The sequence below is a fragment of the Pseudomonas fluorescens genome, assembly GCF_040448305.1.
Lineage (GTDB): Bacteria > Pseudomonadota > Gammaproteobacteria > Pseudomonadales > Pseudomonadaceae > Aquipseudomonas > Aquipseudomonas fluorescens_BH.
The window spans coordinates 2293706-2316176 of record NZ_CP148752.1; the positions used below are offsets into that span (position 1 = coordinate 2293706).

General features: G+C 56.0%; 23 protein-coding genes and 1 tRNA gene. 16 read left to right on the plus strand and 8 right to left on the minus strand.

All coding sequences use genetic code 11. The features are described 5' to 3' along the window. Positions 1–52 precede the first annotated feature (52 nt). The 3 genes from rbsK to WHX55_RS10490 all read left to right on the plus strand — a co-directional run bounded on the left by rbsK (position 53) and on the right by WHX55_RS10490 (position 2443). Positions 53–970 carry a ribokinase gene (rbsK, locus tag WHX55_RS10480; RefSeq protein WP_353742538.1) on the plus strand — a complete coding sequence of 306 codons (918 nt, stop codon included), beginning with the start codon at positions 53–55 and terminating at the stop codon, positions 968–970. Then, the gene (gene rbsD, locus WHX55_RS10485; RefSeq protein ID WP_150727141.1) at positions 967–1371 is read left to right on the plus strand and encodes a D-ribose pyranase; all 405 of its coding nucleotides are present in this window, start codon (positions 967–969) and stop codon (positions 1369–1371) included. Before rbsK ends, rbsD begins: the two co-directional genes overlap by 4 nt. Before the next feature lie 94 nt (positions 1372–1465). After that, entirely contained in the window at positions 1466–2443 is a 978-nt protein-coding gene (locus WHX55_RS10490) for a nucleoside hydrolase (RefSeq protein WP_224794431.1), read from the plus strand. A 43-nt stretch (positions 2444–2486) separates the two neighbouring features. On the opposite strand, the gene WHX55_RS10495 is transcribed toward WHX55_RS10490, so the two are convergent. Next, positions 2487–2678, minus strand: a complete 192-nt coding sequence (locus tag WHX55_RS10495) for a hypothetical protein (protein ID WP_150752671.1) — start codon at positions 2676–2678, stop codon at positions 2487–2489. A 132-nt stretch (positions 2679–2810) separates the two neighbouring features. Here WHX55_RS10495 and WHX55_RS10500 point away from each other — a divergent pair, with 132 nt between their 5' ends. After that, positions 2811–3116, plus strand: coding sequence for a hypothetical protein (locus WHX55_RS10500; RefSeq protein ID WP_150727144.1), 306 nt, complete (start codon positions 2811–2813; stop codon positions 3114–3116). Positions 3117–3549: 433 nt separating this feature from the next. Continuing rightward, the gene (locus WHX55_RS10505) at positions 3550–3870 is read left to right on the plus strand and encodes an I78 family peptidase inhibitor (RefSeq protein ID WP_150727145.1); all 321 of its coding nucleotides are present in this window, start codon (positions 3550–3552) and stop codon (positions 3868–3870) included. Between the two features lie 70 nt (positions 3871–3940). Here the strand turns inward: WHX55_RS10505 and WHX55_RS10510 are convergent, their stop codons facing one another. Next, on the minus strand, positions 3941–4153 hold the full coding sequence (locus WHX55_RS10510) for a cold-shock protein (RefSeq protein ID WP_003179963.1): 213 nt from the start codon (positions 4151–4153) through the stop codon (positions 3941–3943). Between the two features lie 292 nt (positions 4154–4445). Beyond that, entirely contained in the window at positions 4446–4748 is a 303-nt protein-coding gene (locus WHX55_RS10515; protein ID WP_150727146.1) for a hypothetical protein, read from the minus strand. Positions 4749–5123: 375 nt separating this feature from the next. Between WHX55_RS10515 and thrS the strand changes: the two genes are divergently transcribed. The 9 genes from thrS to WHX55_RS10560 all read left to right on the plus strand — a co-directional run bounded on the left by thrS (position 5124) and on the right by WHX55_RS10560 (position 12577). Next, positions 5124–7046 (plus strand): threonine--tRNA ligase, encoded by a 1923-nt coding sequence (gene thrS / locus WHX55_RS10520; RefSeq protein ID WP_353742539.1) that lies wholly within the window; start codon positions 5124–5126, stop codon positions 7044–7046. Next, a complete protein-coding gene (gene infC / locus WHX55_RS10525) occupies positions 7046–7597 on the plus strand; it encodes a translation initiation factor IF-3 (RefSeq protein WP_172668659.1) in 552 nt (183 codons plus the stop codon). The genes thrS and infC overlap by 1 nt, the downstream gene beginning before the upstream one ends. A 60-nt stretch (positions 7598–7657) precedes the next feature. After that, positions 7658–7852, plus strand: coding sequence for a 50S ribosomal protein L35 (gene rpmI, locus WHX55_RS10530; RefSeq protein WP_002553160.1), 195 nt, complete (start codon positions 7658–7660; stop codon positions 7850–7852). Between the two features lie 28 nt (positions 7853–7880). Further along, complete coding sequence (gene rplT, locus WHX55_RS10535; protein ID WP_007905879.1) at positions 7881–8237, plus strand: 50S ribosomal protein L20; 357 nt, start codon at positions 7881–7883, stop codon at positions 8235–8237. Between the two features lie 109 nt (positions 8238–8346). Continuing rightward, the gene (gene pheS, locus WHX55_RS10540; protein ID WP_007975711.1) at positions 8347–9363 is read left to right on the plus strand and encodes a phenylalanine--tRNA ligase subunit alpha; all 1017 of its coding nucleotides are present in this window, start codon (positions 8347–8349) and stop codon (positions 9361–9363) included. Between the two features lie 26 nt (positions 9364–9389). Next, the gene (gene pheT, locus WHX55_RS10545) at positions 9390–11768 is read left to right on the plus strand and encodes a phenylalanine--tRNA ligase subunit beta (protein ID WP_151213189.1); all 2379 of its coding nucleotides are present in this window, start codon (positions 9390–9392) and stop codon (positions 11766–11768) included. A gap of 3 nt (positions 11769–11771) precedes the next feature. Then, the gene (ihfA, locus tag WHX55_RS10550) at positions 11772–12074 is read left to right on the plus strand and encodes an integration host factor subunit alpha (protein WP_002553164.1); all 303 of its coding nucleotides are present in this window, start codon (positions 11772–11774) and stop codon (positions 12072–12074) included. Then, a complete protein-coding gene (locus WHX55_RS10555) occupies positions 12055–12411 on the plus strand; it encodes a MerR family transcriptional regulator (RefSeq protein WP_003179985.1) in 357 nt (118 codons plus the stop codon). The genes ihfA and WHX55_RS10555 overlap by 20 nt, the downstream gene beginning before the upstream one ends. Positions 12412–12500: 89 nt before the next feature. Beyond that, positions 12501–12577 (plus strand) — tRNA-Pro (locus WHX55_RS10560). Positions 12578–12658: 81 nt separating this feature from the next. Here the strand turns inward: WHX55_RS10560 and WHX55_RS10565 are convergent. The 5 genes from WHX55_RS10565 to WHX55_RS10585 all read right to left on the minus strand — a co-directional run bounded on the left by WHX55_RS10565 (position 12659) and on the right by WHX55_RS10585 (position 18511). Continuing rightward, on the minus strand, positions 12659–13810 hold the full coding sequence (locus WHX55_RS10565) for a tyrosine-type recombinase/integrase (RefSeq protein ID WP_353743037.1): 1152 nt from the start codon (positions 13808–13810) through the stop codon (positions 12659–12661). Then, positions 13711–14127: a hypothetical protein gene (locus WHX55_RS10570; RefSeq protein WP_353742540.1), complete on the minus strand. Its 417-nt coding sequence runs from the start codon at positions 14125–14127 to the stop codon at positions 13711–13713. The genes WHX55_RS10565 and WHX55_RS10570 overlap by 100 nt, the downstream gene beginning before the upstream one ends. Next, entirely contained in the window at positions 14117–14761 is a 645-nt protein-coding gene (locus WHX55_RS10575) for a hypothetical protein (RefSeq protein WP_353742541.1), read from the minus strand. Before WHX55_RS10575 ends, WHX55_RS10570 begins: the two co-directional genes overlap by 11 nt. Then, positions 14739–17564 (minus strand): hypothetical protein, encoded by a 2826-nt coding sequence (locus tag WHX55_RS10580; RefSeq protein WP_353742542.1) that lies wholly within the window; start codon positions 17562–17564, stop codon positions 14739–14741. The genes WHX55_RS10575 and WHX55_RS10580 overlap by 23 nt, the downstream gene beginning before the upstream one ends. 416 nt (positions 17565–17980) lie before the next feature. Continuing rightward, positions 17981–18511 (minus strand): hypothetical protein, encoded by a 531-nt coding sequence (locus WHX55_RS10585; RefSeq protein WP_353742543.1) that lies wholly within the window; start codon positions 18509–18511, stop codon positions 17981–17983. Between the two features lie 863 nt (positions 18512–19374). On the opposite strand from WHX55_RS10585, the gene WHX55_RS10590 reads away from it, so the two are divergent. Both WHX55_RS10590 and WHX55_RS10595 read left to right on the plus strand, forming a co-directional pair. After that, positions 19375–19971, plus strand: a complete 597-nt coding sequence (locus tag WHX55_RS10590) for a recombinase family protein (protein WP_150752435.1) — start codon at positions 19375–19377, stop codon at positions 19969–19971. 513 nt (positions 19972–20484) lie between these two features. After that, complete coding sequence (locus WHX55_RS10595; RefSeq protein WP_150752434.1) at positions 20485–21684, plus strand: phosphatidylserine/phosphatidylglycerophosphate/cardiolipin synthase family protein; 1200 nt, start codon at positions 20485–20487, stop codon at positions 21682–21684. Positions 21685–22471 lie beyond the last annotated feature (787 nt).

Below are 22471 nucleotides of genomic sequence, written 5' to 3' on the forward strand. Positions count from 1 at the left end.
AAAGCCGCTGAACCAGCAGCGCCGCCGAAACAGAATTGATGAGTAGCAATGTATGCCAGCAAAAGTAGTGGTAATAGGCAGTTTGAACATGGACCTGGTGACCCGGGCGCCACGCTTGCCCAGGGGCGGTGAAACGCTGATTGGTCAGTCGTTTACCACCGTATCCGGCGGCAAGGGTGCCAATCAGGCCGTGGCTGCGGCGCGGCTGGGAGCCCGGGTGTCGATGATCGGCTGCGTGGGCAACGACGCTTATGGTGAGGCGCTGCGCGGCGCGCTGTTGGCCGAGCAGATCGATTGCCAGGCGGTGAGCACCGTTGACGGTTCCAGCGGCGTGGCGTTGATTGTGGTCGATGACAGCAGTCAGAACACAATCGTGATCGTCCCCGGTGCCAACGGTGCATTGACCGCTGAAGCCATTGACCGTTTTGATTCGGTGATACGCGCGGCGGACGTGCTCATCTGTCAGCTGGAAGTGCCCGATGCTTCTGTTGGACATGCGCTCAAGCGCGGCCGCGAACTGGGCAAGACAGTTATCCTCAACCCGGCACCGGCCAGCCGTCCGCTGCCAGCGGACTGGTACGCGTCCATCGATTACCTGATTCCCAACGAGAGCGAAGCGTCGGCCCTGAGCGGACTGTCGGTGGACTCCCTGGACACCGCGCAAGCGGCGGCGACCCGCCTGATTGCCCTGGGCGCCGGCAAGGTGATCATCACCCTCGGTGCGCAAGGTTCGCTGTTTGCCGATGGCCAACGCTTCGAGCATTTCCCTGCGCCCGTGGTAAAAGCTGTCGATACCACGGCGGCCGGCGATACGTTTGTGGGCGGTTTCGCTGCGGCGCTGGCCGCGGGTCAAGATGAGGTGCAGGCGATCCGCTTCGGGCAGGTGGCTGCGGCGCTGTCGGTTACCCGTGCCGGCGCGCAACCTTCGATTCCCGCCTTGAGCGATGTACAGGCGTTTAAAACTCCATGAAAAAGACACCTCTGCTCAACATTGCGCTGTCGCGACTGATCGCGTCTTTGGGACACGGCGACTTGGTTGTCATCGGGGATGCGGGCCTGCCGGTTCCACCGGGCGTTGAATTGATCGACCTGGCCCTGACCCATGGCATTCCGGATTTTGTCAGCACCTTGAAGGTCGTGCTCAGCGAGATGCAGGTCGAAAGCCATGTGCTGGCTCAGGAAATCTTCGATAAAAAGCCGTCGGCCCTGGTCGCGCTGGAAGCGCTGGATGGCGAAGGTGTGTTGGGTCGGCGTGAGTTGCTCACCCATGAGCAATTCAAGGTCCTGAGCCGACAAGCCAGAGCGATTGTTCGTACAGGCGAATGCCAACCGTACTGCAACATTGTGCTGGTCGCCGGCGTTACGTTTTGATGGGCTGTCTGCGTTTTGATGTTCCCGGTACAAGGCGTGCGCCCCGTATCGCTATGCTCAGAAACTGCACCCATTGCTCTGGAGCCTGCTGCTTTTGTCCCTGAAGACCGCAACGAACGCCCACGCGGCACCAAAGATCGACCTGATCATCGACACCGATCCGGGGGCTGACGACGTTGTTGCCCTGTTGTTCGCCCTGGCATCGCCGGACGAATTGAATGTCCGGGCATTGACCACCGTTGCCGGCAACGTTCGCCTGGACAAGACTTCGCGCAATGCGCGACTGGCCCGGGAGTGGGCGGGGCGCGAAGAGGTTCCGGTCTATGCGGGGGCGCCCAAACCCCTGGTGCGCACACCCATCTATGCCGAGGATATTCATGGCACGGAAGGGTTGTCGGGCATTGCCGTGCAGGAGCCCAGGAAAGGCCTGGCCAAGGGCAGCGCCATCACTTATCTGATCGATACCCTGAAATCTGCCGAGCCCCACAGCATTACCATCGCCATGCTAGGCCCACAGACCAACCTGGCCCTGGCGCTGATCCAGGAGCCGGGTATCGTTCAGGGTATCAAGGAAGTGGTGGTCATGGGCGGTGCGCACTTCAACGGCGGCAATATCACGCCGGTGGCCGAGTTCAACCTGTTCGCCGACCCGCAAGCGGCCGAAGTGGTGCTCAACAGTGGCGTGAAGCTGACCTACCTGTCGCTGGATGTGACCCACAAGATCCTTACCAGCGAAGCGCGCCTGAACCAGATTGCCGCGCTGAATAACAACGCCAGCCGATTGGTGAGCGACATTCTCAATGAATACATCAAGGGCGACATGGAGCACTACGGCCTTCCAGGCGGCCCGGTGCATGACGCCACGGTTGTCGCTTATCTGCTCAAGCCGCAATTGTTCAGCGGTCGCTCGGTCAACGTGGTGGTCGACAGCCGCGAAGGACCGACCTTTGGACAAACCATCGTTGACTGGTATGACGGCTTGAAAGCGCCAAAGAACGCCTTTTGGGTAGAAAGCGGCGACGCCCAGGGCTTCTTCGATCTGCTGACCGAGCGCCTGGCCCGCCTGAAGTAAGCATCATCTCCCGCAGGTGGTTTCACTCCCTCGCGCTAACCGCTTAGGTCTTTTGGTCCGACAGATGTTTCTCGAAGATCTGCTCGATGAACGATTGGGCGGCTTCGGTTCCAAGGTCCCTGACCAGCAGGTCGATACCGATAATGGCGAGCTCTTCCGTGCTACCTGGGCTGTAGGAGCTGTGGCCGTCTTGCCACTTGGCCTTGATGTCAGCGTCGATGCTTACGGTGGTCATGATGGCACTCGTGGGGTCGGGGAAGTCTGAGTGCCGAGTTAACCATTTTGCGGGGCTTTTGACACGTCGACTTAGGCATGAAAGGAGGGCTGTGCGACACTTGGTCTCTGACGAATATTCAAGGAACGCGCTGTGCAGATCGATTTGAACTCCCCGGATGGCCTGACCCTCGAGGCGGTGCGTCAGTTGCTGGCCGGCGCCAGTGACGATGAGCACACCCAGTTGCGGGTCACCAAAGGCGGCATTGCCTACATCTCCTCGGGCGTCGTGGGCGGTACCGATATCGACGGGTTGTTGTTCCGGCTCGAAACCTGGGCCAAGGGCTCCGGTTATGTCGGGCGGGTCGCGGCCAGCGATGAAGTCTGGGTCATGCAAATCTTCAATGCCTTGAAAGAGAACTGGCCCAATCCGCCTTTCGACTATATCGACATCTATTGAGCGTTTTTCATATTCAGTCACGATTCAATGATTAAAGGCAGGGCGGCGCTCAGGCAGAATCGCGGCTCGTCCGGATCATGGGCAGGGTGCTAGGGGGCGTTCTCAATTAGTTTCCCCTCCGCGTTGTCGCCTTAAAGCTGGCCAGGCAAGGCGTAGGCCGCTGGGAATGGTTGTTCCCTTTCCAAGGCCTGCAACGCAGCATGGCCAGCTTTAAGGCACAACCCGAAGGGCCGGGCCTGCTGTTGTGCAGGGCTGTGTTGCTCGAAGCTGATTTGGAATGACCAAACTGCGCTTCTCACGCCTTGCCCTGCACAACAGCAGACCCGGCGCGGTAGGGAAACTAATTGAGAACGCCCCCTAGTGCTCCCTGTGAAACCAAACGCCAGTCTGGTTGTCGCACGATCTCAGCTCAATCATTGAAAAAGGAGGCTTCATGCCTTGGAAGCTCGCGTCATTGGGTACTTTGTTGGCCGTTGCCACGCTGGCCGGTTGCAGCACTGCCTCTACGGAGTCGGCAACCACTGATGTTGCGACGTCTGACACGGGTCACAGTCGCTGTGAGGCAAAGGCTGCCGAGTTCACCATCGGTAAACAGGCGTCGCCGCAGCTGCTCGAACAGGCGCGTACCCGCGCAGGGGCGCAAAGTGCACGGTTCCTGCTGCCAACCGATATGGTGACGCTGGAGTACCGTTCCGATCGCCTGAACCTGAACACCGATGCCAGCCGGGTAGTGACCCGCGTCAACTGCGGCTGATCGCCCGGCTTTTGTTTCACCCATAAAAAACCCCGTCACATGGACGGGGTTTTTTTAGTGCGCCTGGAAATTACTCTGGGCGAACTTGAGCAGCTTGCATACCCTTTTGGCCTTTCTCAGCCACGAAGGAAACAGTCTGGCCTTCTTTCAGGCTTTTGAAACCGTCGCTTTCGATAGCTTTGAAGTGTACGAACAGGTCGTCACCGCCACCTTGAGGAGTGATGAAGCCGAAGCCTTTTTCATCGTTGAACCATTTAACGGTGCCGGTTTGGCGATTAGACATGGTGTATCTCCAAGAAACATATATTTTCAGTAGTACTGTGCTGCTCAGGCCAACTGGGCACACCCGAGTATCATAGTCGAAATGTTCGCTTTGGGACCCCCCCGGACGCACTGTTTGCCATCCAGTCGTATTTTCTTTGTGTCCTTTAGCAGCTGAAAGCCCCGTTCTATAAGGCTTTCGGCCGAAAGTTAAGGCGATAAAAAAAGCTGAAAAACCTGAATAAATTGTACGAAAGGACCTGTTTCAGCAGCTTTTTAACAGTATTTCAGGGACTGAAAGCGTGGGGGCGGGCTTATTTTTGCTCTTTTTTGGTGGCCTTGCAGGCTGCAATTTTGCTCAGTGCCTGCTGCTTCAATGTGTCGCTGGCCGTGTTGTTCATCAGGGCCTGAATATCGGCGGCAGGGTACGATTTGATGGCATCGGCACCGCAGGCGCAGTGGGATTTCGCTGCTGGCGTACCAATCTTCTCGGCAGCGGCAGGAACGCACTGAGCCATGTATTTCTCTCGTTCGCCTTTCGGCCATTCTGCATGGGCGGCCAGTGGCAGCAGGAGAATGACGGGGGCGACTACGGCAAATAAACGATTCAGACGCATGCTGAGATACTCCTTGTGGGTCATATATCTTGTTATCTGAGGGGGATAGTGCGCTTCAAGTTCAGCACTCTGGCATAAAAACAGCCAATTTACCCCGCTGCAAAACCTGCGCACCGTGGCAACCGTTCATCTGTGCTAGCATGCGTGGCTCGGGCGTTTGCAGGCTCCGACGGACCTTCAGTCCCGGTAGCGGCAGATGCACGATTAACCCTGATTTGAATCCCAGTCACTCTGGTTCGGTTTTCCGGTTGGCCGCAAGGCTCCTGCCGCTGTAAGGCAGGCGTTCGTCATTGAACGGCCTGGACCGGATCTTGTACTGGCTCATCCCAACCCACGTGACCTTTGGTAGGGGTCACCACTAGGAGAGGAGGCGCCATGCCAACTATTACTCTTCCCGACGGCAGTCAACGTTCATTCGATCACCCGGTTTCCGTAGCCGAGGTCGCCGCATCCATCGGTGCTGGCCTGGCCAAGGCCACCGTTGCCGGCAAGGTCGATGGCAAGCTGGTCGACGCCAGCGACATCATCGACGGCGACGCGTCGCTGCAAATCATCACGCCAAAGGATGAAGAGGGGCTGGAGATCATTCGCCACTCTTGCGCCCACCTGGTTGGCCACGCGGTCAAGCAGCTGTACCCGACCGCCAGGATGGTCATCGGTCCGGTCATCGACGAAGGTTTCTATTACGATATCGCCTTCGAACGTCCTTTCACTCCGGACGACCTGGCGGCCATCGAACAGCGCATGCAGCAGCTGATCGAGAAAGATTACGACGTGATCAAGAAAGTCACTCCGCGCGCCGAAGTGATCGAAGTGTTCAAGGCCCGTGGCGAAGACTACAAGTTGCGCCTGGTCGAAGACATGCCGAACGAGCAGGCCATGGGCCTGTATTATCACGAAGAATACGTCGACATGTGCCGCGGTCCGCACGTGCCGAACACCCGCTTCCTGAAATCCTTCAAGCTGACCAAGCTGTCCGGCGCCTACTGGCGTGGCGATGCCAAGAACGAGCAATTGCAGCGCGTCTACGGCACCGCATGGGCGGACAAGAAACAACTGGCCGCTTACATCCAGCGCATTGAAGAAGCCGAAAAGCGCGACCACCGCAAGATCGGCAAGCGCCTGGGCCTGTTCCATACCCAGGAAGAGTCGCCGGGCATGGTGTTCTGGCACCCGAACGGCTGGACGTTGTACCAGGTGCTCGAGCAGTACATGCGCAAGGTTCAGCGCGACAACGGCTATCTCGAGATCAAGACGCCGCAAGTCGTTGACCGCAGCCTGTGGGAGAAATCCGGGCATTGGGCCAACTACGGCGACAACATGTTCACCACCCAGTCGGAAAACCGCGACTACGCGATCAAGCCAATGAACTGCCCTTGCCACGTGCAGGTGTTCAACCAGGGCCTGAAAAGCTACCGCGAGTTGCCGATGCGCCTGGCCGAGTTCGGTGCATGCCACCGTAACGAGCCATCGGGTGCCTTGCACGGCATCATGCGCGTGCGCGCGTTCACTCAGGACGATGCCCACATCTTCTGCACCGAAGAGCAGATGCAGGCCGAGTCCGCCGCGTTTATCAAGCTGACCATGGACGTCTACGCCGATTTCGGCTTTAAAGATGTCGAGATGAAGCTGTCCACTCGTCCGGAAAAACGCGTCGGTTCCGACGAACTTTGGGATCGCGCCGAAGCTGCACTGGCCGCAGCCCTTGATAGCGCGGGCCTGCCGTACGATCTGCAACCGGGCGAGGGTGCGTTCTACGGTCCGAAGATCGAGTTCTCGCTGAAAGATTGCCTCGGTCGCGTCTGGCAATGTGGTACCCTGCAGCTCGATTTTAACCTGCCTGTCCGTCTGGGAGCCGAATACGTCTCCGAAGACAACAGCCGCAAGCACCCGGTCATGTTGCACCGGGCGATCCTGGGGTCCTTCGAACGTTTCGTCGGAATTCTGATCGAGCACTACGAGGGCGCGTTCCCCGCGTGGCTGGCGCCGACCCAGGCAGTGGTGATGAATATCACTGATAAACAGGCCGATTTTGCCGCTGAAGTTGAAAAAACCCTCAACGAAAGCGGATTTCGTGCCAAGTCTGACTTGAGAAATGAAAAGATCGGCTTTAAAATCCGCGAGCATACTTTGCTCAAGGTTCCTTATCTCTTGGTTATCGGAGATCGGGAAGTCGAGATGCAGACTGTCGCTGTGCGTACTCGTGAAGGTGCTGACCTGGGCTCGATGCCCGTCGCCCAGTTCGCTGAGTTTCTCGCGCAAGCGGTTTCCCGGCGTGGTCGCCCAGATTCGGAGTAATTATTATTAAGCGTGAAATGAGACAAGATAAACGAGCTGCACCGAAAGCCCCGATCAACGAGAATATCTCGGCCCGCGAGGTTCGGTTAATTGGTGCTGAAGGTGAACAGCTTGGGATTGTGTCAATTGAAGACGCGCTTCTTAAGGCTGAAGAGGCCAAGCTGGATCTGGTGGAGATTTCCGCCGATGCAGTACCACCTGTTTGCAAACTGATGGACTACGGCAAATCGATCTTCGAAAAGAAGAAGCAGGTTGCTGCGGCCAAGAAAAACCAGAAGCAGATTCAGGTTAAAGAAATCAAGTTTCGTCCAGGGACGGAGGAAGGGGATTACCAGGTAAAACTGCGCAACCTGGTACGTTTCCTGAGTGATGGGGACAGGGCCAAGGTATCCTTGCGATTCCGCGGCCGTGAGATGGCCCACCAGGAGCTGGGGATGGAACTCCTCAAGCGAGTTGAAGGTGACTTGCTCGAGTACGGTTCGGTCGAACAGCATCCTAAGATGGAAGGACGCCAGCTGATCATGGTCATCGCCCCGAAAAAGAAGAAGTAATCAACAGGGCACGGCAGGCCTTCTGATTATGTTTATCAACTGAATGCGGAGTATCCGAACATGCCAAAAATGAAGACCAAAAGTGGTGCTGCTAAGCGGTTTCTGAAAACTGCTAACGGTATCAAGCACAAGCACGCTTTCAAGAGCCACATCCTGACCAAAATGTCGACCAAGCGTAAGCGTCAACTGCGCGGTAGCAGCTTGCTGCATCCGTCTGACGTGGCAAAAGTCGAGCGCATGCTGCGCCTTCGTTAATTTTAGTCAAGAATAGAGGAAGTAACTCATGGCTCGTGTAAAGCGTGGCGTCATTGCCCGTAAGCGTCACAAAAAAATTCTGAAACTTGCTAAAGGCTACTACGGCGCACGCTCCCGCGTATTCCGTGTTGCCAAGCAAGCGGTAATCAAGGCAGGCCAATACGCCTACCGTGACCGTCGTCAGAAAAAACGTCAGTTCCGCGCTCTGTGGATCGCTCGTATCAACGCTGGTGCTCGTATCAACGGTCTGTCCTACAGCCGTTTCATCGCCGGCCTGAAAAAAGCGTCCATCGAGATCGACCGTAAGGTTCTGGCTGATCTGGCAGTGAACGAAAAAGCGGCGTTTGCTGCGATTGTCGAGAAAGCTAAAGCCACCTTGGCTTAAGTACCCCCGACAGTCACCCGGCCTCGCATCTGTGGGGCCAGGTGTTAAACGTCATAAATAGGGGAAGAGCCTTCAAGCTCTTCCCCTATTTTGTATCTGGAGTCTGTACATGGAAAACCTGGATGCGCTCGTCTCTCAAGCTCTAGAGGCTGTGCAAAGCGCTGAAGATATCAATGCCCTGGAGCAAATCCGGGTTCACTACCTTGGCAAGAAGGGTGAATTGACTCAGGTGATGAAGACCCTGGGGAATTTGCCGGCAGAGGAGCGTCCGCAGGTCGGTGCGCTGATCAACGTTGCCAAGGAGCGTGTCACAGAGGTCCTTAATGCGCGCAAGGCATTGTTTGAAGAAGCCGATCTGGCTGCCAAACTCTCCGCCGAGTCCATTGACGTGACCCTGCCTGGCCGTGGTCAGACCTCCGGTGGTCTGCATCCGGTTACCCGCACTCTGGAACGCGTCGAACAGTTCTTCACCCGTATTGGCTACGGCATCGCCGAAGGCCCTGAGGTCGAAGACGACTATCACAACTTCGAAGCGCTCAACATCCCAGGCCACCACCCGGCCCGGTCGATGCATGACACCTTCTATTTCAATGCGAACATGCTGTTGCGCACCCATACCTCGCCGGTACAGGTCCGCACCATGGAGTCGAAACAGCCGCCGATCCGCATCGTCTGCCCAGGCCGTGTATACCGCAGCGACTCCGATATCACCCACTCGCCGATGTTCCACCAGGTCGAAGGCCTGCTGATCGATCGCGACATCAATTTCGCCGACCTCAAAGGCACCATCGAAGAGTTCCTGCGGGTGTTCTTCGAAAAGGAACTGGCGGTACGTTTCCGTCCTTCGTACTTCCCGTTCACCGAGCCATCCGCTGAAGTCGACATGGAATGCGTGATGTGCAGCGGTAAAGGCTGCCGCGTCTGCAAGCAGACCGGCTGGCTGGAAGTGATGGGCTGCGGCATGGTTCACCCGAACGTGCTGCGCATGTCCGGGATCGATCCGGAAGAGTTCTCGGGCTTTGCCTTCGGCATGGGCGTTGAGCGTCTGGCCATGCTGCGTTACGGCGTGAACGACTTGCGTCTGTTCTTCGACAACGACTTGCGGTTCCTCGCGCAATTTCGCTAGTCGTAACGAATTCTTAGGAGAGCAGGATGAAATTCAGTGAACAATGGCTGCGTGGCTGGGTTAGCCCGCAGGTAAGTCGCGACGAGCTGGTTGCTCGTCTGTCGATGGCCGGTCTTGAGGTCGATAGCGTTACGCCGGCCGCCGGTGTTTTCAGTGGCGTGGTCGTTGGCGAGGTGCTGAGCACCGAGCAGCACCCGGACGCCGACAAACTGCGCGTGTGCCAGGTCAGCAACGGTTCGGAAACCTTCCAGGTTGTTTGCGGTGCGCCAAACGTGCGCCCGGGCCTGAAGATTCCTTTCGCCATGATCGGCGCCGAGCTGCCAGGCGACTTCAAGATCAAGAAGGCCAAGCTGCGTGGCGTTGAGTCCAATGGCATGCTGTGCTCGCAATCCGAGCTGCAGGTCGGTGAAGGTAATGACGGCCTGATGGAGCTGCCGGTCGATGCGCCGGTAGGCAAGGATTTCCGCGTTTATCTGGACCTGGAAGACGCCAGCATCGAGGTCGATTTGACCCCGAACCGTGGTGACTGCCTGTCCCTGGCCGGTCTGGCCCGTGAAGTCGGCGCGCTGTACGCCGCTCCTGTGGTCCGTCCGGTAGTGGCTTCGGTTCCTGCCGCGCACGACGAAGTGCGTTCGGTAGAAGTGCTGGCGCCCGCCGCGTGCCCGCGCTACCTCGGTCGAGTGATTCGTAACGTCGACCTGTCCAGGCCTACGCCGCTGTGGATGGTTGAGCGCCTGCGTCGTGCAGATGTGCGCAGCATCGACGCTGCCGTCGACATCACCAACTACGTGATGCTGGAACTGGGTCAGCCGCTGCACGCCTTCGATCTCGCCGAAATCAACGGTGGCATTCGTGTGCGCATGGCCGAAGAGGGCGAGAAGCTGGTGCTGCTCGACGGTCAGGAAGTCAGCCTGCGTAGCGATACGCTGGTGATTGCCGACCACTCCCGCGCACTGGCAATCGCTGGTGTCATGGGTGGCGAGCACAGCGGTGTTTCCGCGACCACCCGTGATGTGTTCCTGGAAAGCGCTTTCTTCGACCAGATCGCCGTAGCAGGCAAGGCCCGTTCCTATGGCCTGCACACCGATGCATCGCATCGCTATGAGCGTGGCGTGGACTGGCAACTGGCCCGCGAAGCCATGGAGCGCGCGACTGGCTTGCTGCTGGAAATCACCGGTGGTGAAGCGGGTCCGATCATCGAGACCGTCAGCGAACAGCACCTGCCGAAAATTGCGCCGGTCACTTTGCGCGCGCAGCGCATTACCCAGATGCTGGGTATGGAAATGGATTCGGCCGAAGTGGAGCGTCTGCTCAATGCCTTGGGCCTGACCATTACTGCCGACGGGGCAGGGCAGTGGCGTGTAGAAGTGCCAAGCCATCGCTTCGATATCAGCCTGGAAGTCGACCTGATCGAAGAACTGGCACGCCTGTATGGCTACAACCGTTTGCCGGTTCGTTACCCGCAAGCGCGTCTGGCGCCGCAAGCCAAGGCAGAAGCCCGTAGCGACCTGCCTGAACTGCGCCGCCTGCTGGTTGCCCGTGGGTATCAGGAAGCAATTACCTACAGCTTCATCGATCCGAAACAGTTCGAACTGTTTAATCCGGGTGTGGAGCCGTTGCTGCTGGCCAATCCGATCTCCAATGACATGGCTGCCATGCGTTCGTCGCTGTGGCCGGGTCTGGTCAAGGCGCTTCAGCACAACCTGAACCGTCAGCAGGATCGCGTGCGTCTGTTCGAAAGCGGCCTGCGTTTCGTTGGCCAGCTTGAAGGTCTGAAACAAGAGCCGATGTTGGCGGGTGTTGTTTGCGGCAGTCGCCTGCCGGAAGGCTGGGCGCAGGGTCGCGATACCGTCGACTTCTTCGACGTCAAGGCTGACGTGGAATCGGTGCTGGGCTTCGCCGGTGCTCTGGATGCGTTCACTTTCGTGCCGGGCAAGCACCCCGCGCTGCACCCGGGTCAAACCGCGCGCATCGAGCGTGACGGTCGTCTGGTCGGCTTCGTTGGCGCGATCCACCCTGAATTGTCGAAAACCCTCGGTCTCGACCGTCCGGTCTTCGTCTTCGAATTGGTTCTGGCGGAAGTGGCGTCGGGCAAAATGCCTAAATTCCACGAGTTATCGCGCTTTCCTGAAGTGCGTCGTGACCTTGCACTGATTGCTCACAAAGACGTTGCAGCCACGGCTGTACTGGACGTAATCCGTGAAAATGCAGGCGAATGGCTGACAGACCTCAGGCTATTTGACGTGTATCAGGGTAAAGGCATTGATCCTGATAGAAAAAGCCTTGCAGTCGGCTTGACCTGGCAGCATCCATCGCGCACTCTTAATGACGATGAGGTGAATACCGCAACGCAAAACATCCTCACCTCGCTCGAACAAAGGTTGAACGCCACGTTAAGGAAGTGACGTATGGGGGCTCTGACGAAAGCTGAGATGGCGGAACGTCTGTATGAAGAGCTGGGCCTGAACAAACGGGAGGCCAAGGAATTGGTCGAACTGTTTTTTGAAGAAATCAGGCACGCTCTTGAAGACAACGAACAAGTCAAATTGTCCGGTTTCGGCAATTTCGACCTTCGGGACAAACGCCAGCGGCCTGGCCGCAATCCGAAAACGGGGGAAGAAATCCCGATCACGGCTCGCCGTGTGGTCACCTTTCGTCCAGGGCAGAAGTTGAAGGCCCGAGTTGAGGCTTATGCTGGAACCAAGTCATAACGACGAGCTCCCCGTCATCCCGGGCAAACGCTACTTCACCATTGGTGAAGTCAGCGAGCTGTGTGCGGTAAAACCGCACGTGCTGCGCTACTGGGAGCAGGAGTTTCCTCAACTCAACCCTGTCAAACGCCGCGGAAACCGCCGGTATTATCAGCGCCAGGACGTGCTGATGATCCGGCAGATCCGCGCGCTTCTTTACGATCAGGGGTTCACCATCGGCGGAGCGCGCCTGCGCTTGTCCGGCGATGAAGCCAAAGACGACACTACCCAATACAAGCAAATGATCCGCCAGATGATCGCCGAGCTCGAAGATGTTCTGGTGGTACTCAAGAAATAAATTCCTGCTTTTAAATACTTCCAGTTTTCAAAAGCTTGCGATATATTCTTGAGCGTTCCTCGAGATGAGGAACAGGTTTCACGCCTAGTCGGGGCGTAGCGCAGTCCGGTAGCGCACTAGCATGGGGTGCTAGGGGTCGAGTGTTCGAATCACTCCGTCCCGACCATATTTTTCAATGACTTAGCCGCCTTTTGGTGGCTTTTTCGTTTCTACTCTAGTGACATTCCGAGTGACCCTAGGGGTTTTTCTATACCTGCCTCCTTTTCAGGATCGTCAGCGCTGGTGCGCGTGAGTCGGTTGCTGATACCTTATTTGCCGCTGCAATCAGTTGATCCAGCTCTGCTGCCGAGTAGTGACTAGTGATGCTGCCGTTCTTGTGTCCGAGCAAAGCTTTCCGGTCTTCCTCGGTCACACCAGCGGCACGCAAGCGCCTACCGAAAGAATGCTTGAGGTCGTGGATGCGGATTCGCAAAAATCCGTCATGCGCTGGCCTCAAGTACTTTTCCTGCCACTTCTTCGCAGCCCTGACCCGCGCCTTCTTCCATGCCGAGTCATTCATGCGGTGCACAGTCGTTTCATTCCCTTCGCCATCTGGCTTGCCAAACGGAAACACGAACAGCGGATGCTTGCCTCGCTGCTTCTCGATGACCGACTTGGCCACGTTATTCAGCACTACCAGGCGTTCATCGCCGTTCTTCACTCCTGCCCGAGCACTCCTGCCGCCAAACCTTGCCGGTATCAGGAATACGCTCGTCGCCAGTTCTGGCACGGCAATCTCCCAATCCCACTGAAGCTTGCACACCTCCTGCTCCCTGCATCCCGTGTTGACCTTGAACATCGCCATGGCTTGCAGATGAGCGGGCAGTTCGGCGAATAAGATCGACTGCTCTTCCCACGAGAGCGGGTAGGGCTTGCGACTGGTCGTCTTCTCATCCAGCAGCGAGATCATTGGCACCACGTCTAGCCAAGGCCGGCGCTCATCATCCCGCCACTTCCGTGCACACAGGTTCAGCACCCTAATCACCCGCTGAAGGGCGATATTCACCGTCCTGTTCGTTACCGGCTTTCCGATCTCCGGTGCCAGCTTCGAGCGAATGTAAGACGCCAGGCTGTTGTCGTCGACGTGCGTGATCGGCAGGTGACCTATAAACGGGTCTAGCTGCGCCATATAAGTTGCTGATATATGAATCGAAGCTTGATCCTTCACCTCAAGCAGGAACTTGATGGAAGCTTCCCGCCATGTCCGCACCGTCCTGACGCCATAGACCTTCTGTTGCCGCAACTTCTCCAGCATGTGGATCAGGTACTGCTCGGCTTCTGCCCGGTCACAAGTGCCAGTACTCTCTTGAATTCGCTCTCCTCGGTATTTTTTGTCGATTTTCCAGATGCCGTTCGGCATTTTTTGGAGGCCTGTAATTGCTTTTTGGGCCATGGTTCTGCTCCTTTGGCTTCCACATGGCGCTCGCTGCGAGGCCGATTGTTGTCCTGTTTCGCCACCTTTTCAACTGACTTGCTTGCGATCCAGGCATCCGCCCACTCGTCGAGCTCGATCCGGTCGAACGCAACGCCCTGGGTGCCGATGGGAAACTCGCGAACATTGGGTCGCACGGACTTGTTGAATTCGTCCCGGCACATGCCGAGGTAGCCGTAGGCGTGCTTGAGGCGGATAAAGCGCGGGGGAGGGGCTGAAACTTGGGCTGCGCTGTTATTGGCCATGTGCGTCTTGCTCCATACCGCGCGTGGTGGCAGAAGGTGGGGGAGTTAGGCGGTTACTTTGGCTATGGCGGCATCTGCAATCTGCAATCTTCATTGCGCCTTGCGCGTCGTTCACGTAGGCCGGATCGAAACCGCCAGCCAGATGAATGGTCCCTTGGCACGCACGGAGATTTTCACGGGTGAGTTTCAGTGCCTGGACCAACTCCTCTTTCTGGACGCCGTACTCGATCGCCAAGGCGCGAAGGCGTTTCGCCTCTGCCTGTTGCTCAAGCGCCATCTCTTCGAAGTATTCGTCTGGCTCCCAAGAGGACGGGATGATCTCGGCTTTCCAGTCGCGCCAAAACTCGACACTCTCGCCCTGCTCAAGCATTTGGGCCTTCAGAGTGCAACATGATTGACCTCTGCGTGGAGGGCTTGCCCATGCAGATGTAATGTGGGGCAGCCCCCACCGTCGGTATTGTTTCCCACTGCCCGGTTCATGGGGCGGTCCGTACCATTGGTTATGCACGCAGAGGCTTGGCTTTTGCACTTTGGACTTGAACGGTTTCTTGTCCAGTTGCACGAACGGGGCCAACGCCGGATAGCGATCAATGCCGACGCGCTGGAAGTATTCAGCTAAAGGTGGCGTTTGCATTCGTACCTCCCCAGCCGAGCAGGCTGATGTCGATGTTTTTCGCCTGCAGCTCTTTGAGCGACAGGTAGAGCATCGCACGGCCACCGGCCATACCGGCGTGCGGCGCGGACTTCACGAAATAGGGTTCTTCATTGATCAGCTTGGTGAACTGGCCAGCGCTGCTGATCACCGGCGCGATGCGTTCTTCCAGTGTGCAGTAGCGGGAGTACGCGGCATGGCCCAGCACCGGGTCGAGGATCAGGTATTCCGGGGTTACCGAGTAATGTAGGCCTTCCACCAGATGCACATGGCCCTGCCCCGTCTCGGCAGTGCTTTGGGAAACGGCCACGATGATCGCGATCTTTTGCATGACCAGGTCAATCTCACTCTGTACATAGCCATCGCCATCCTCGCCATAGCGCTCGATTAATGCCTTAATCACCGTATCCAACTCAGACAACGCTTTGAACAGGTGAAGTTGCCCACAAACCTCCGAGAGTATCCACAGACCCACCAAGACCACCTGATACGAGTAGCGCGGCCGGTCGTCCATGTCTTCTGGAAGTTGCAGCGAGGCTTTTTCCATCAGTTGCTTGATCTCTTCCAGTGACATGGTCAAGCTGGTGGCCATGATCGCTTTACCTAGTCTGCGCAGGTGTTCGCAGCCATCGGTAGCTCGCCGGAAGTGTTCCCGGCAGTACTTCCGTTTGAGTTTGGTCAGATGAACGCGAATGCTGCGTTCCTGCAACGCCGGCATCTCAATCTCTTGCTCTGAAATGACAATCAACGGTGCCGACAACGGGATGGCGAAGGCTTCTGCATTGGTGCGGCCCATGACGGGCCCTCCCAACCGACCTTTCAGGGTTGCCTCGCCGTTCCATGCCTGCTTGATGCGTTCGCCCACATCCTTGTATGCCTTACTGGTCATCTTGCTTTTATTGAACTCTTCGATGATGCGAGGAACCGTCGTGGTGTTCGACAGGTAATCCAGCATGCCGTAGGGCGAGGTCGACGGTGCGCTGACCCCGGAGTCTTTGACCATGTAGTCGGTGCCGTTGAGCCATGTGATCAGGCCAGCGGTCTTCGACTTGCCGGCGCCAGCACTACCCCACAGCGAGAGGCTCGGGAACTGGCTAAATAGGCGCATTAAGTGGGTCTTGACGTGTGCCGCGACACACCAGCCGATCAGCAGGCCAACTTCGTATTTCTGGTTGATCTTGAGCAGGTGGAACAATGCCTGGTCAACGTCCTGATCTCCCTTCTCGCATATGCTGGTGTCGGCAAAATAAGGACGGGCCAGCAGGTTGCCGAGGAACTGGTGGGTGCCGCGTACCTTGACCGTGTTCACCGACATATCAGGTTCAACATACGTGAACAGGGGAATGTCATCGACGAAATCCAGGTGGACCCCGGCGGCGTAGACTTGAATAATTTCTCCCACGTCCTGAGCCTCCCCAAAGACAGCGATTTTGATTTTCTGTACGTCGAGGTCGGTGCCCTGAAACGTCAGGTTTTCGATGCCCTCTAGTTCCTTCAGGAACGCTGAGCGACTGCTGAAAGCCGACTCTTTGAAAATAATCTTGCCCAGGTCGTTGCCGTTTTGCAGGACCGACATGCTGGTGCCGATACGACGCGGCCGGGTACCGTTTTGCGGCACGTCAATAAACACGTCGATCGGCTGTAGGGTGAAGTTGCAGATCCGCCGCTTGCCGTCGCCTTGCCGGATGTAATAGCCATCGGGTTCGACCACGGCGCACAGGCCGGCGTCCTGATCACCACCGCGATTGGCCCCGGCCTCGATCGCGCAGCCTTCACACGGACGCTTGCTGAGCAGGGCGCGGATCGCGTTGCAACCAAAGCCGAACGTCGGGGTGTGTTCGACGTAGCGGATCTGCGCCTCGATGTGATCGCGGCGCAACTTGGCGGTGTTGTACTTGCTCGACTTGGCACTGCTGGCCAGCCGCGCCGCCAAGCTTTCGGCCACCGTCTGCGACACCCCGGCGCGCACGATGTAGGCGGCCAACTGGGTCGCGACCTGGTTGTACGACGCATCCGCCTTCAGCGAGTCGCTGTCGCATAGCATCTGGATACACGCCGGTACCGGCTCGCGGATCGCTTCCATGTCGGCGGAAGAGGCGATGATCACCAGTTTGGGCTTGGCGGTGACGCGCTTTTTGGATTCATCGAACAAGGCCCGCAACTCCTCCGCCACCTGCCCTTGCGGGGCGTCGACCTCGACGGTGCGCGGCGTTTTTACCCACTCGCGGTAGCGGTCAACGGTCAGATCAGCCAGTTCATCCGGCGTAACTGGTACCCGGTAGTTGCCGTCATAGCGTTGTTGATTGACGATGCGGAAACTGTTGCCCCGGCCGCTGCAGTAGACCGAGTAGTCGAGGCCGCTGACGAACAGGCCGCGGGCCATTTCCTTGTAGATTTCCGGCAGGCGCAGGATGAAGCGTTTGCTCGTGAAAAACGTCTCATTGACTAGAATGTGCAGGCCCTTGCTACCCGAGAGAAAGATTTCGATGCAGCCTTTCGGCACGCCCATGCGGGTCAGCTTGCCGATCAGTTCCTGCCCGCTGGCGATGGCTTGGCCGAGGTCATCCTTGCAGTCGATGTCAAAATACAGCGGGCCACGGTAGCCGATCTTGTCGCGGTTGCGCGGCAGTTCGGCCTCGGTGCCGTCGTTGACCATCTGGTTCAGCGCGAGGATGGTCAGTTTCTTCGCGCCTTGCGCTTTGGCCAGTACCACCGGGTCTTCGCCAGGGGGGCAGCGCAGTAGGAACCAGGCGTCATGTTCAGAGCGTTGGTAGTAGTGGTACATGCTTATGCCCCCCCCGCTGATTTGCTACTTTTGACATGCCCCAAGGCCAACTCCAGCAGCAGGCGGTCGACCGCCCGGGCAGAGACATGTCGGTGGCGGAGAGAGTTGCATGAGGTAAACCAGCCAGACACGGTGTCAAGCAGATATCCGGTGTATTTTGTGAGGTCTAGGTGGGACAAACAGTGGGTTTTGGCGATGCGGCGGATGAACGCCAAGCGTTCGTCAGCAGTCATCCTTTCCCCGGTGGTGCTGGGAGGCTTTTTTGTCATTTTGGTTTCCAGGTCGCACCCTTGAAAACCAAGGGGCTCCGTCTCTAGTACCGAAGTGAAGAGGCAAAATTGCCGGACAAGCCGAGCATCAAACTTGAGTGCCGTCCTCTCAGTTGGGACGGTCACCCGCAATCAATCCTTACGTTCTCAAGTATTAACCATGTCTTGAATTCCTGCCGAAATCTCCTCTGCAGGGCCCGGTTTTACTGGATTTTCACCTTGCGCGAAGTTGTATGAAGCCCCTCGTTTTTCGGCTTCTTCGGCCATCCTCGCAGCGATAGCCTGGTGAGGCTGTACGGTCCGCATCATTTTGTCGGTGATGCGCTGCAAAACCAAAGGACGCATGTTTTTTGGGAAGGGATTGCCGCGTTCGTCACGCATCGGACGGAACAAGCGGTAGTCGCCTTCCTTCATCCCGCGATTCTCGATGGTTTTGCGTAAGTTGCTGGTACTCGGCTTGTTCGGCAGCTCTACCATTAGCAGATCACCCGGTTCGGCCTTGTTGTAACGCAATGCCAAGGAGTCGTAGATCAGGGTAGATTCCTGGCATTGGGTGCCCCGCGTTGCAGGATCTTTCGTCAAATTCTCGAAGGCTAGGCAGTCGGGTTTTATTGCTTTAATCACCATGCCATTAGCATTCCAGCTTGGTTCGGTAGAGACCTTGTTATTAGTATTCATGTTAATGGCCCCAATTTATTATTATTCGGTGTGTGGATTAACGCTCTTTTATCATAGTTCAGGTACCGATTTTTAGTGTGTTGTAGAGCGTTTTATTTTCTTAATATATTGATTATTATAGATAAATATTTTGTTGTTGGGTCTTGATGTGCTCTTGTGGTTGCTGGTGGCCGGCATGTTTTTTTCATTTTTTTGTAGTGTTTTTTATTGAAAATTGTACTGTGTACCGTTGGGATTTTTTATTGGCTGGAAGTGGTGGGTTGGTCTGTACTTCCAGGTTTGAAAAAAACAGTAGTAAAAAGTCGTGGGTGGGGTGTTTGATGGTGCGTTAATACTTTTTATTACATATATCGATTAACATTTTCAATGTATTTCTAAATAATCTAGTTGGTGCTGCATTATATATTTCTTGATATTTTTAACTGTGCTTAGATGTTGGGGTAGTGGCTTTTTGTGTGATGTGCCAGTCATATCGAGGGGAGGGTTCCGGGGGCGCTCTTATTAGTGCCTGGGACAGCAATCCGGATTGCCTAAGCAAGGACTGCATTAAATGGTTCGCTCACGAAAAAATTAACAGCGCCGCGCTCTGGGTAGCAGCAGATACGACCCGTTCGCGTGTTGCGTCCATCGAGGCACGGTTACTGGTGAAAACGGCCGCGAAGGAACGCGCCAGCCTAGGCGAGCTGATCGTCTAAGCATTAGCGAGAACCCACCAGTGGGACAAATTACGCTATGCAATTTTCCAAATAGAGCCGGCCCCCGTGATAGCAGACGAAACCCTACCTAAACCTCTCATATAAGAGGGTTAACTTATTTGGGAGGTGCGCTATCACAGAGCCTTAAACATATGTGGGAGAAAACCCATGGATATAGGCTATGCACGTACTTCAACGATCGAACAAGAGGCTGGCTTTGAGTCCCAGTTGCGCGAATTGGAACGATGTGGCTGTGAAAAAATATTTAAAGAGCAGGTGTCGTCCGTGGCCCAGCGCGTCCAGCTGGAAGCGGCCATTGAGTTTGCCCGTGTGGGGGATACCTTTGTGGTCACTAAGCTCGACCGGCTGGCCCGCTCGATCACCGACCTGCTGCAGACACTGCACCGATTGGAGCTGAAGAAGGTTGAGGTCAAGATTCTCAATCTGGGATTGGATACCAGCACGCCCACCGGCAAGTTAATCCTGACCGTGTTGGGTGGGATTGCCCAGTTTGAGCGGGAAATGATGCTGGAGCGGCAGCGCGAGGGGATCGACAAAGCGCAGAAGGCCGGCAAGTACAAGGGGCGTAAGCCAATCCACGAAGAAAAACGCGCGGCCATACTGCGCTTGGCGGGCGAGGGCGTGACTAAGGTCGAGATTGCCAAGCAGCTTGGCGTCGGGCAGGCCACGGTTTACCGTGAACTGGCCCTTTACCGAACCGCATCCCAGGCCCGGACAGGCGACCCATGTACGCTAGAACTATGAAGGTGTCAAATCGGGTTTTTCCGTCATGTACAAGCGTCTCCCCATATTATTGGAGGCCTTGTGCCCACCCGCACTACACTGGTCCGAGCGTATTTGCGGGCCGCCACCTCGGAACAGGACATAGAGCGAAGCCGGTAATCGCTCGAGGCGTTTCGGGCCTCTTAGGAAGCATACCAGCAGGCCCGGTGTTGTGTTCACGGAAAATGGGATGGCAGTCGTTTTCAGGTATTGCTGGGGTCTAGGGGCTGGTTTGCAGTCAGTGACGGAACCTCCAGTGTGCGTACTGCATAGCCACTGATCACACTGGCGCTCTTCTCCAAAACCAGCCAGTCTAGTCGTATGTTCGGGAGCCCTCGAAGGTACGAATGCATGCAGTTTAGGACCGACATCGCCCCTCTGTGGCGGAGCAATTGCCGGAAGTCAAAGACTCCACTCATCATCCTCTCCCCCTACATCACAGGGGATAAAGCATTTTCCTTGGTTAAGGGAAGGCTAGATTCGCGGATATACACGTTGTTTGACGCCAGCGTTTTCGCCTCGGGGTCATCGGAAATTGAATCAATCGCCAAATTAGTTCAAGAAGGATATCAGGTGTTCCACCTGAGGAACCTTCATGCCAAGGTCGTAATGGATGGAGACAGTTTCGCCACGCTTGGCAGTCAGAACCTGACCAATCGAGGCAGCAAGCTGAACCGAGAGTTAAGCGGGTGCATCTTGGGTGAAAAAGACCAGGAAACGGTGCGAGCCCTCGTTGAGCCCTGGCTCAGCGAGGCCAAGAAGATCTCGCCCGAAATGGTCAAGGACATGATCAAGGCGCTGCCTGACCTCAGGAAAGCCTATCGTGATTTCAGTGATGCCTGTGACCATCGCCAGCACGAAATTGAGGCCAACGAGCTTGAGCGCCCGCTGAAAGCCCAGCAGAAAGCAGAAGCGAAACGTCAGAGTGCGCTGCGCAAAATTGGAATCCGAGTGAGGAATTCAGTCGGAAACGCCCCCAGGTCAGCAACAGTGAAGCATGGGAAGGTTTGGCAAGATGACATCAACCTCAGCCCAACCCTGAAAATCAACAAAGGGGGTGGTCTTGACCAGTGGGACTTGGGGGATACGCTTGTCAATGTAGAAGGTACAGAACTGTTCGTCTATCAGAAAAGGATTATGGGTGTTCGCCCTGGGCGGCGTTATCTTTGCGTACTGCCGACAGGCGTGTTTGGCTGGGCGCGAGTTGCAAAGACTCGCATCACGAAAATCGGCAGAGCTGTCAACTTAGGCAATCACGTGCTTCCGGCGTTTCCTTCTCTCAAGGTTGCACTCTCAGCTGTCCCACGAGTCCTTGAAGAATTGCCGACGGCGAGCGCCAACCTGGCAGTTCAGTTATGGGATGGCGATAGAAAAATGTGCACGGTCCCCATGGAGTTTGACGTGAGCTCAATAAGGGCGTTCAAGCCTATTGCTCACCGGCCAAGCTCTAATGGCACGAGTCGCCCCACAAGAAACTCCCCGATGACCATTCAGTTCATGAAGTGGCTGAAGGAGAACAAGCAGGTATTTGAGGATCTGATTTGGAACCAGGTTGTTCAAGACTTCGTATATTCCGATGGAAGCAAGCTTGATGGTATCAATGCGAATAAATTCTTTGGGCCGATTGGTACATGCTGTCGGTTGGAACTCGTGACTGTCAGGGATCACCACATCTTCGACGTGACACCACTCTGATCGCTGGGCGATTCAGGGTGAAACAGCCGGTTTTCCCCGCGCCAACAACCTCCCAAGGCTCCGATTGCCTGCAGGGGGCCGGCAAGAAGGACTCAGTTGCATTCGCAGGGCTGAATCTTGTGCCGCTACTTCTGGCTATTCTTTCTTATCCATATATAAATATTTAATAATTATTTATTTATATTAAAAAGAAGGCTAAAAAAGCGAAAATCACTCTAAGTGAAAATAGCTCGTATCGAAAGCCATCAAAAATTAAGTCGCTAAGTGTTCTTTGGTGACTTGGTGACTTGTTTGTCAAGCAAGATCTTCGCGGATCTGTTCGCGTGCTTTTAGGTAATTTGTAATTGAATCAATGTGTTGGTGGTTTTATTTGATTATCGCTTTTGAGAGAGTTTATTGCTATCAGTGCTACTATATCTACTCGTTTAAGCAAACTAATAAATAGCAAGCGAATAATCAGTCGGGTAGCCGATAAGTACTCAGTACGAAAACGTAATATTTCAAAACTAGGTATTCGGTCGCGTAGTCGATACCTATGCTCTGTTGTCTCATGTTTCTCGCACTAGCCGCCATTGCGGTGTGGGTTGACCGGCTACCTGTTACAGCCGCATGGGTTGATGGTCGAAATCAAGCAGCAGGGGAGACCGAACACAACCATTGAGTTACGTAACCTGGGCACAGAAGACGATCAGCCGTCATCATTTTTGCTAGGCAATCTCTTCATGTCCCTACCGAGGAGGCTCTGCGCTCAATCAAATGGTGCCAGAAGGTGCCAGTAGTCGCTCTC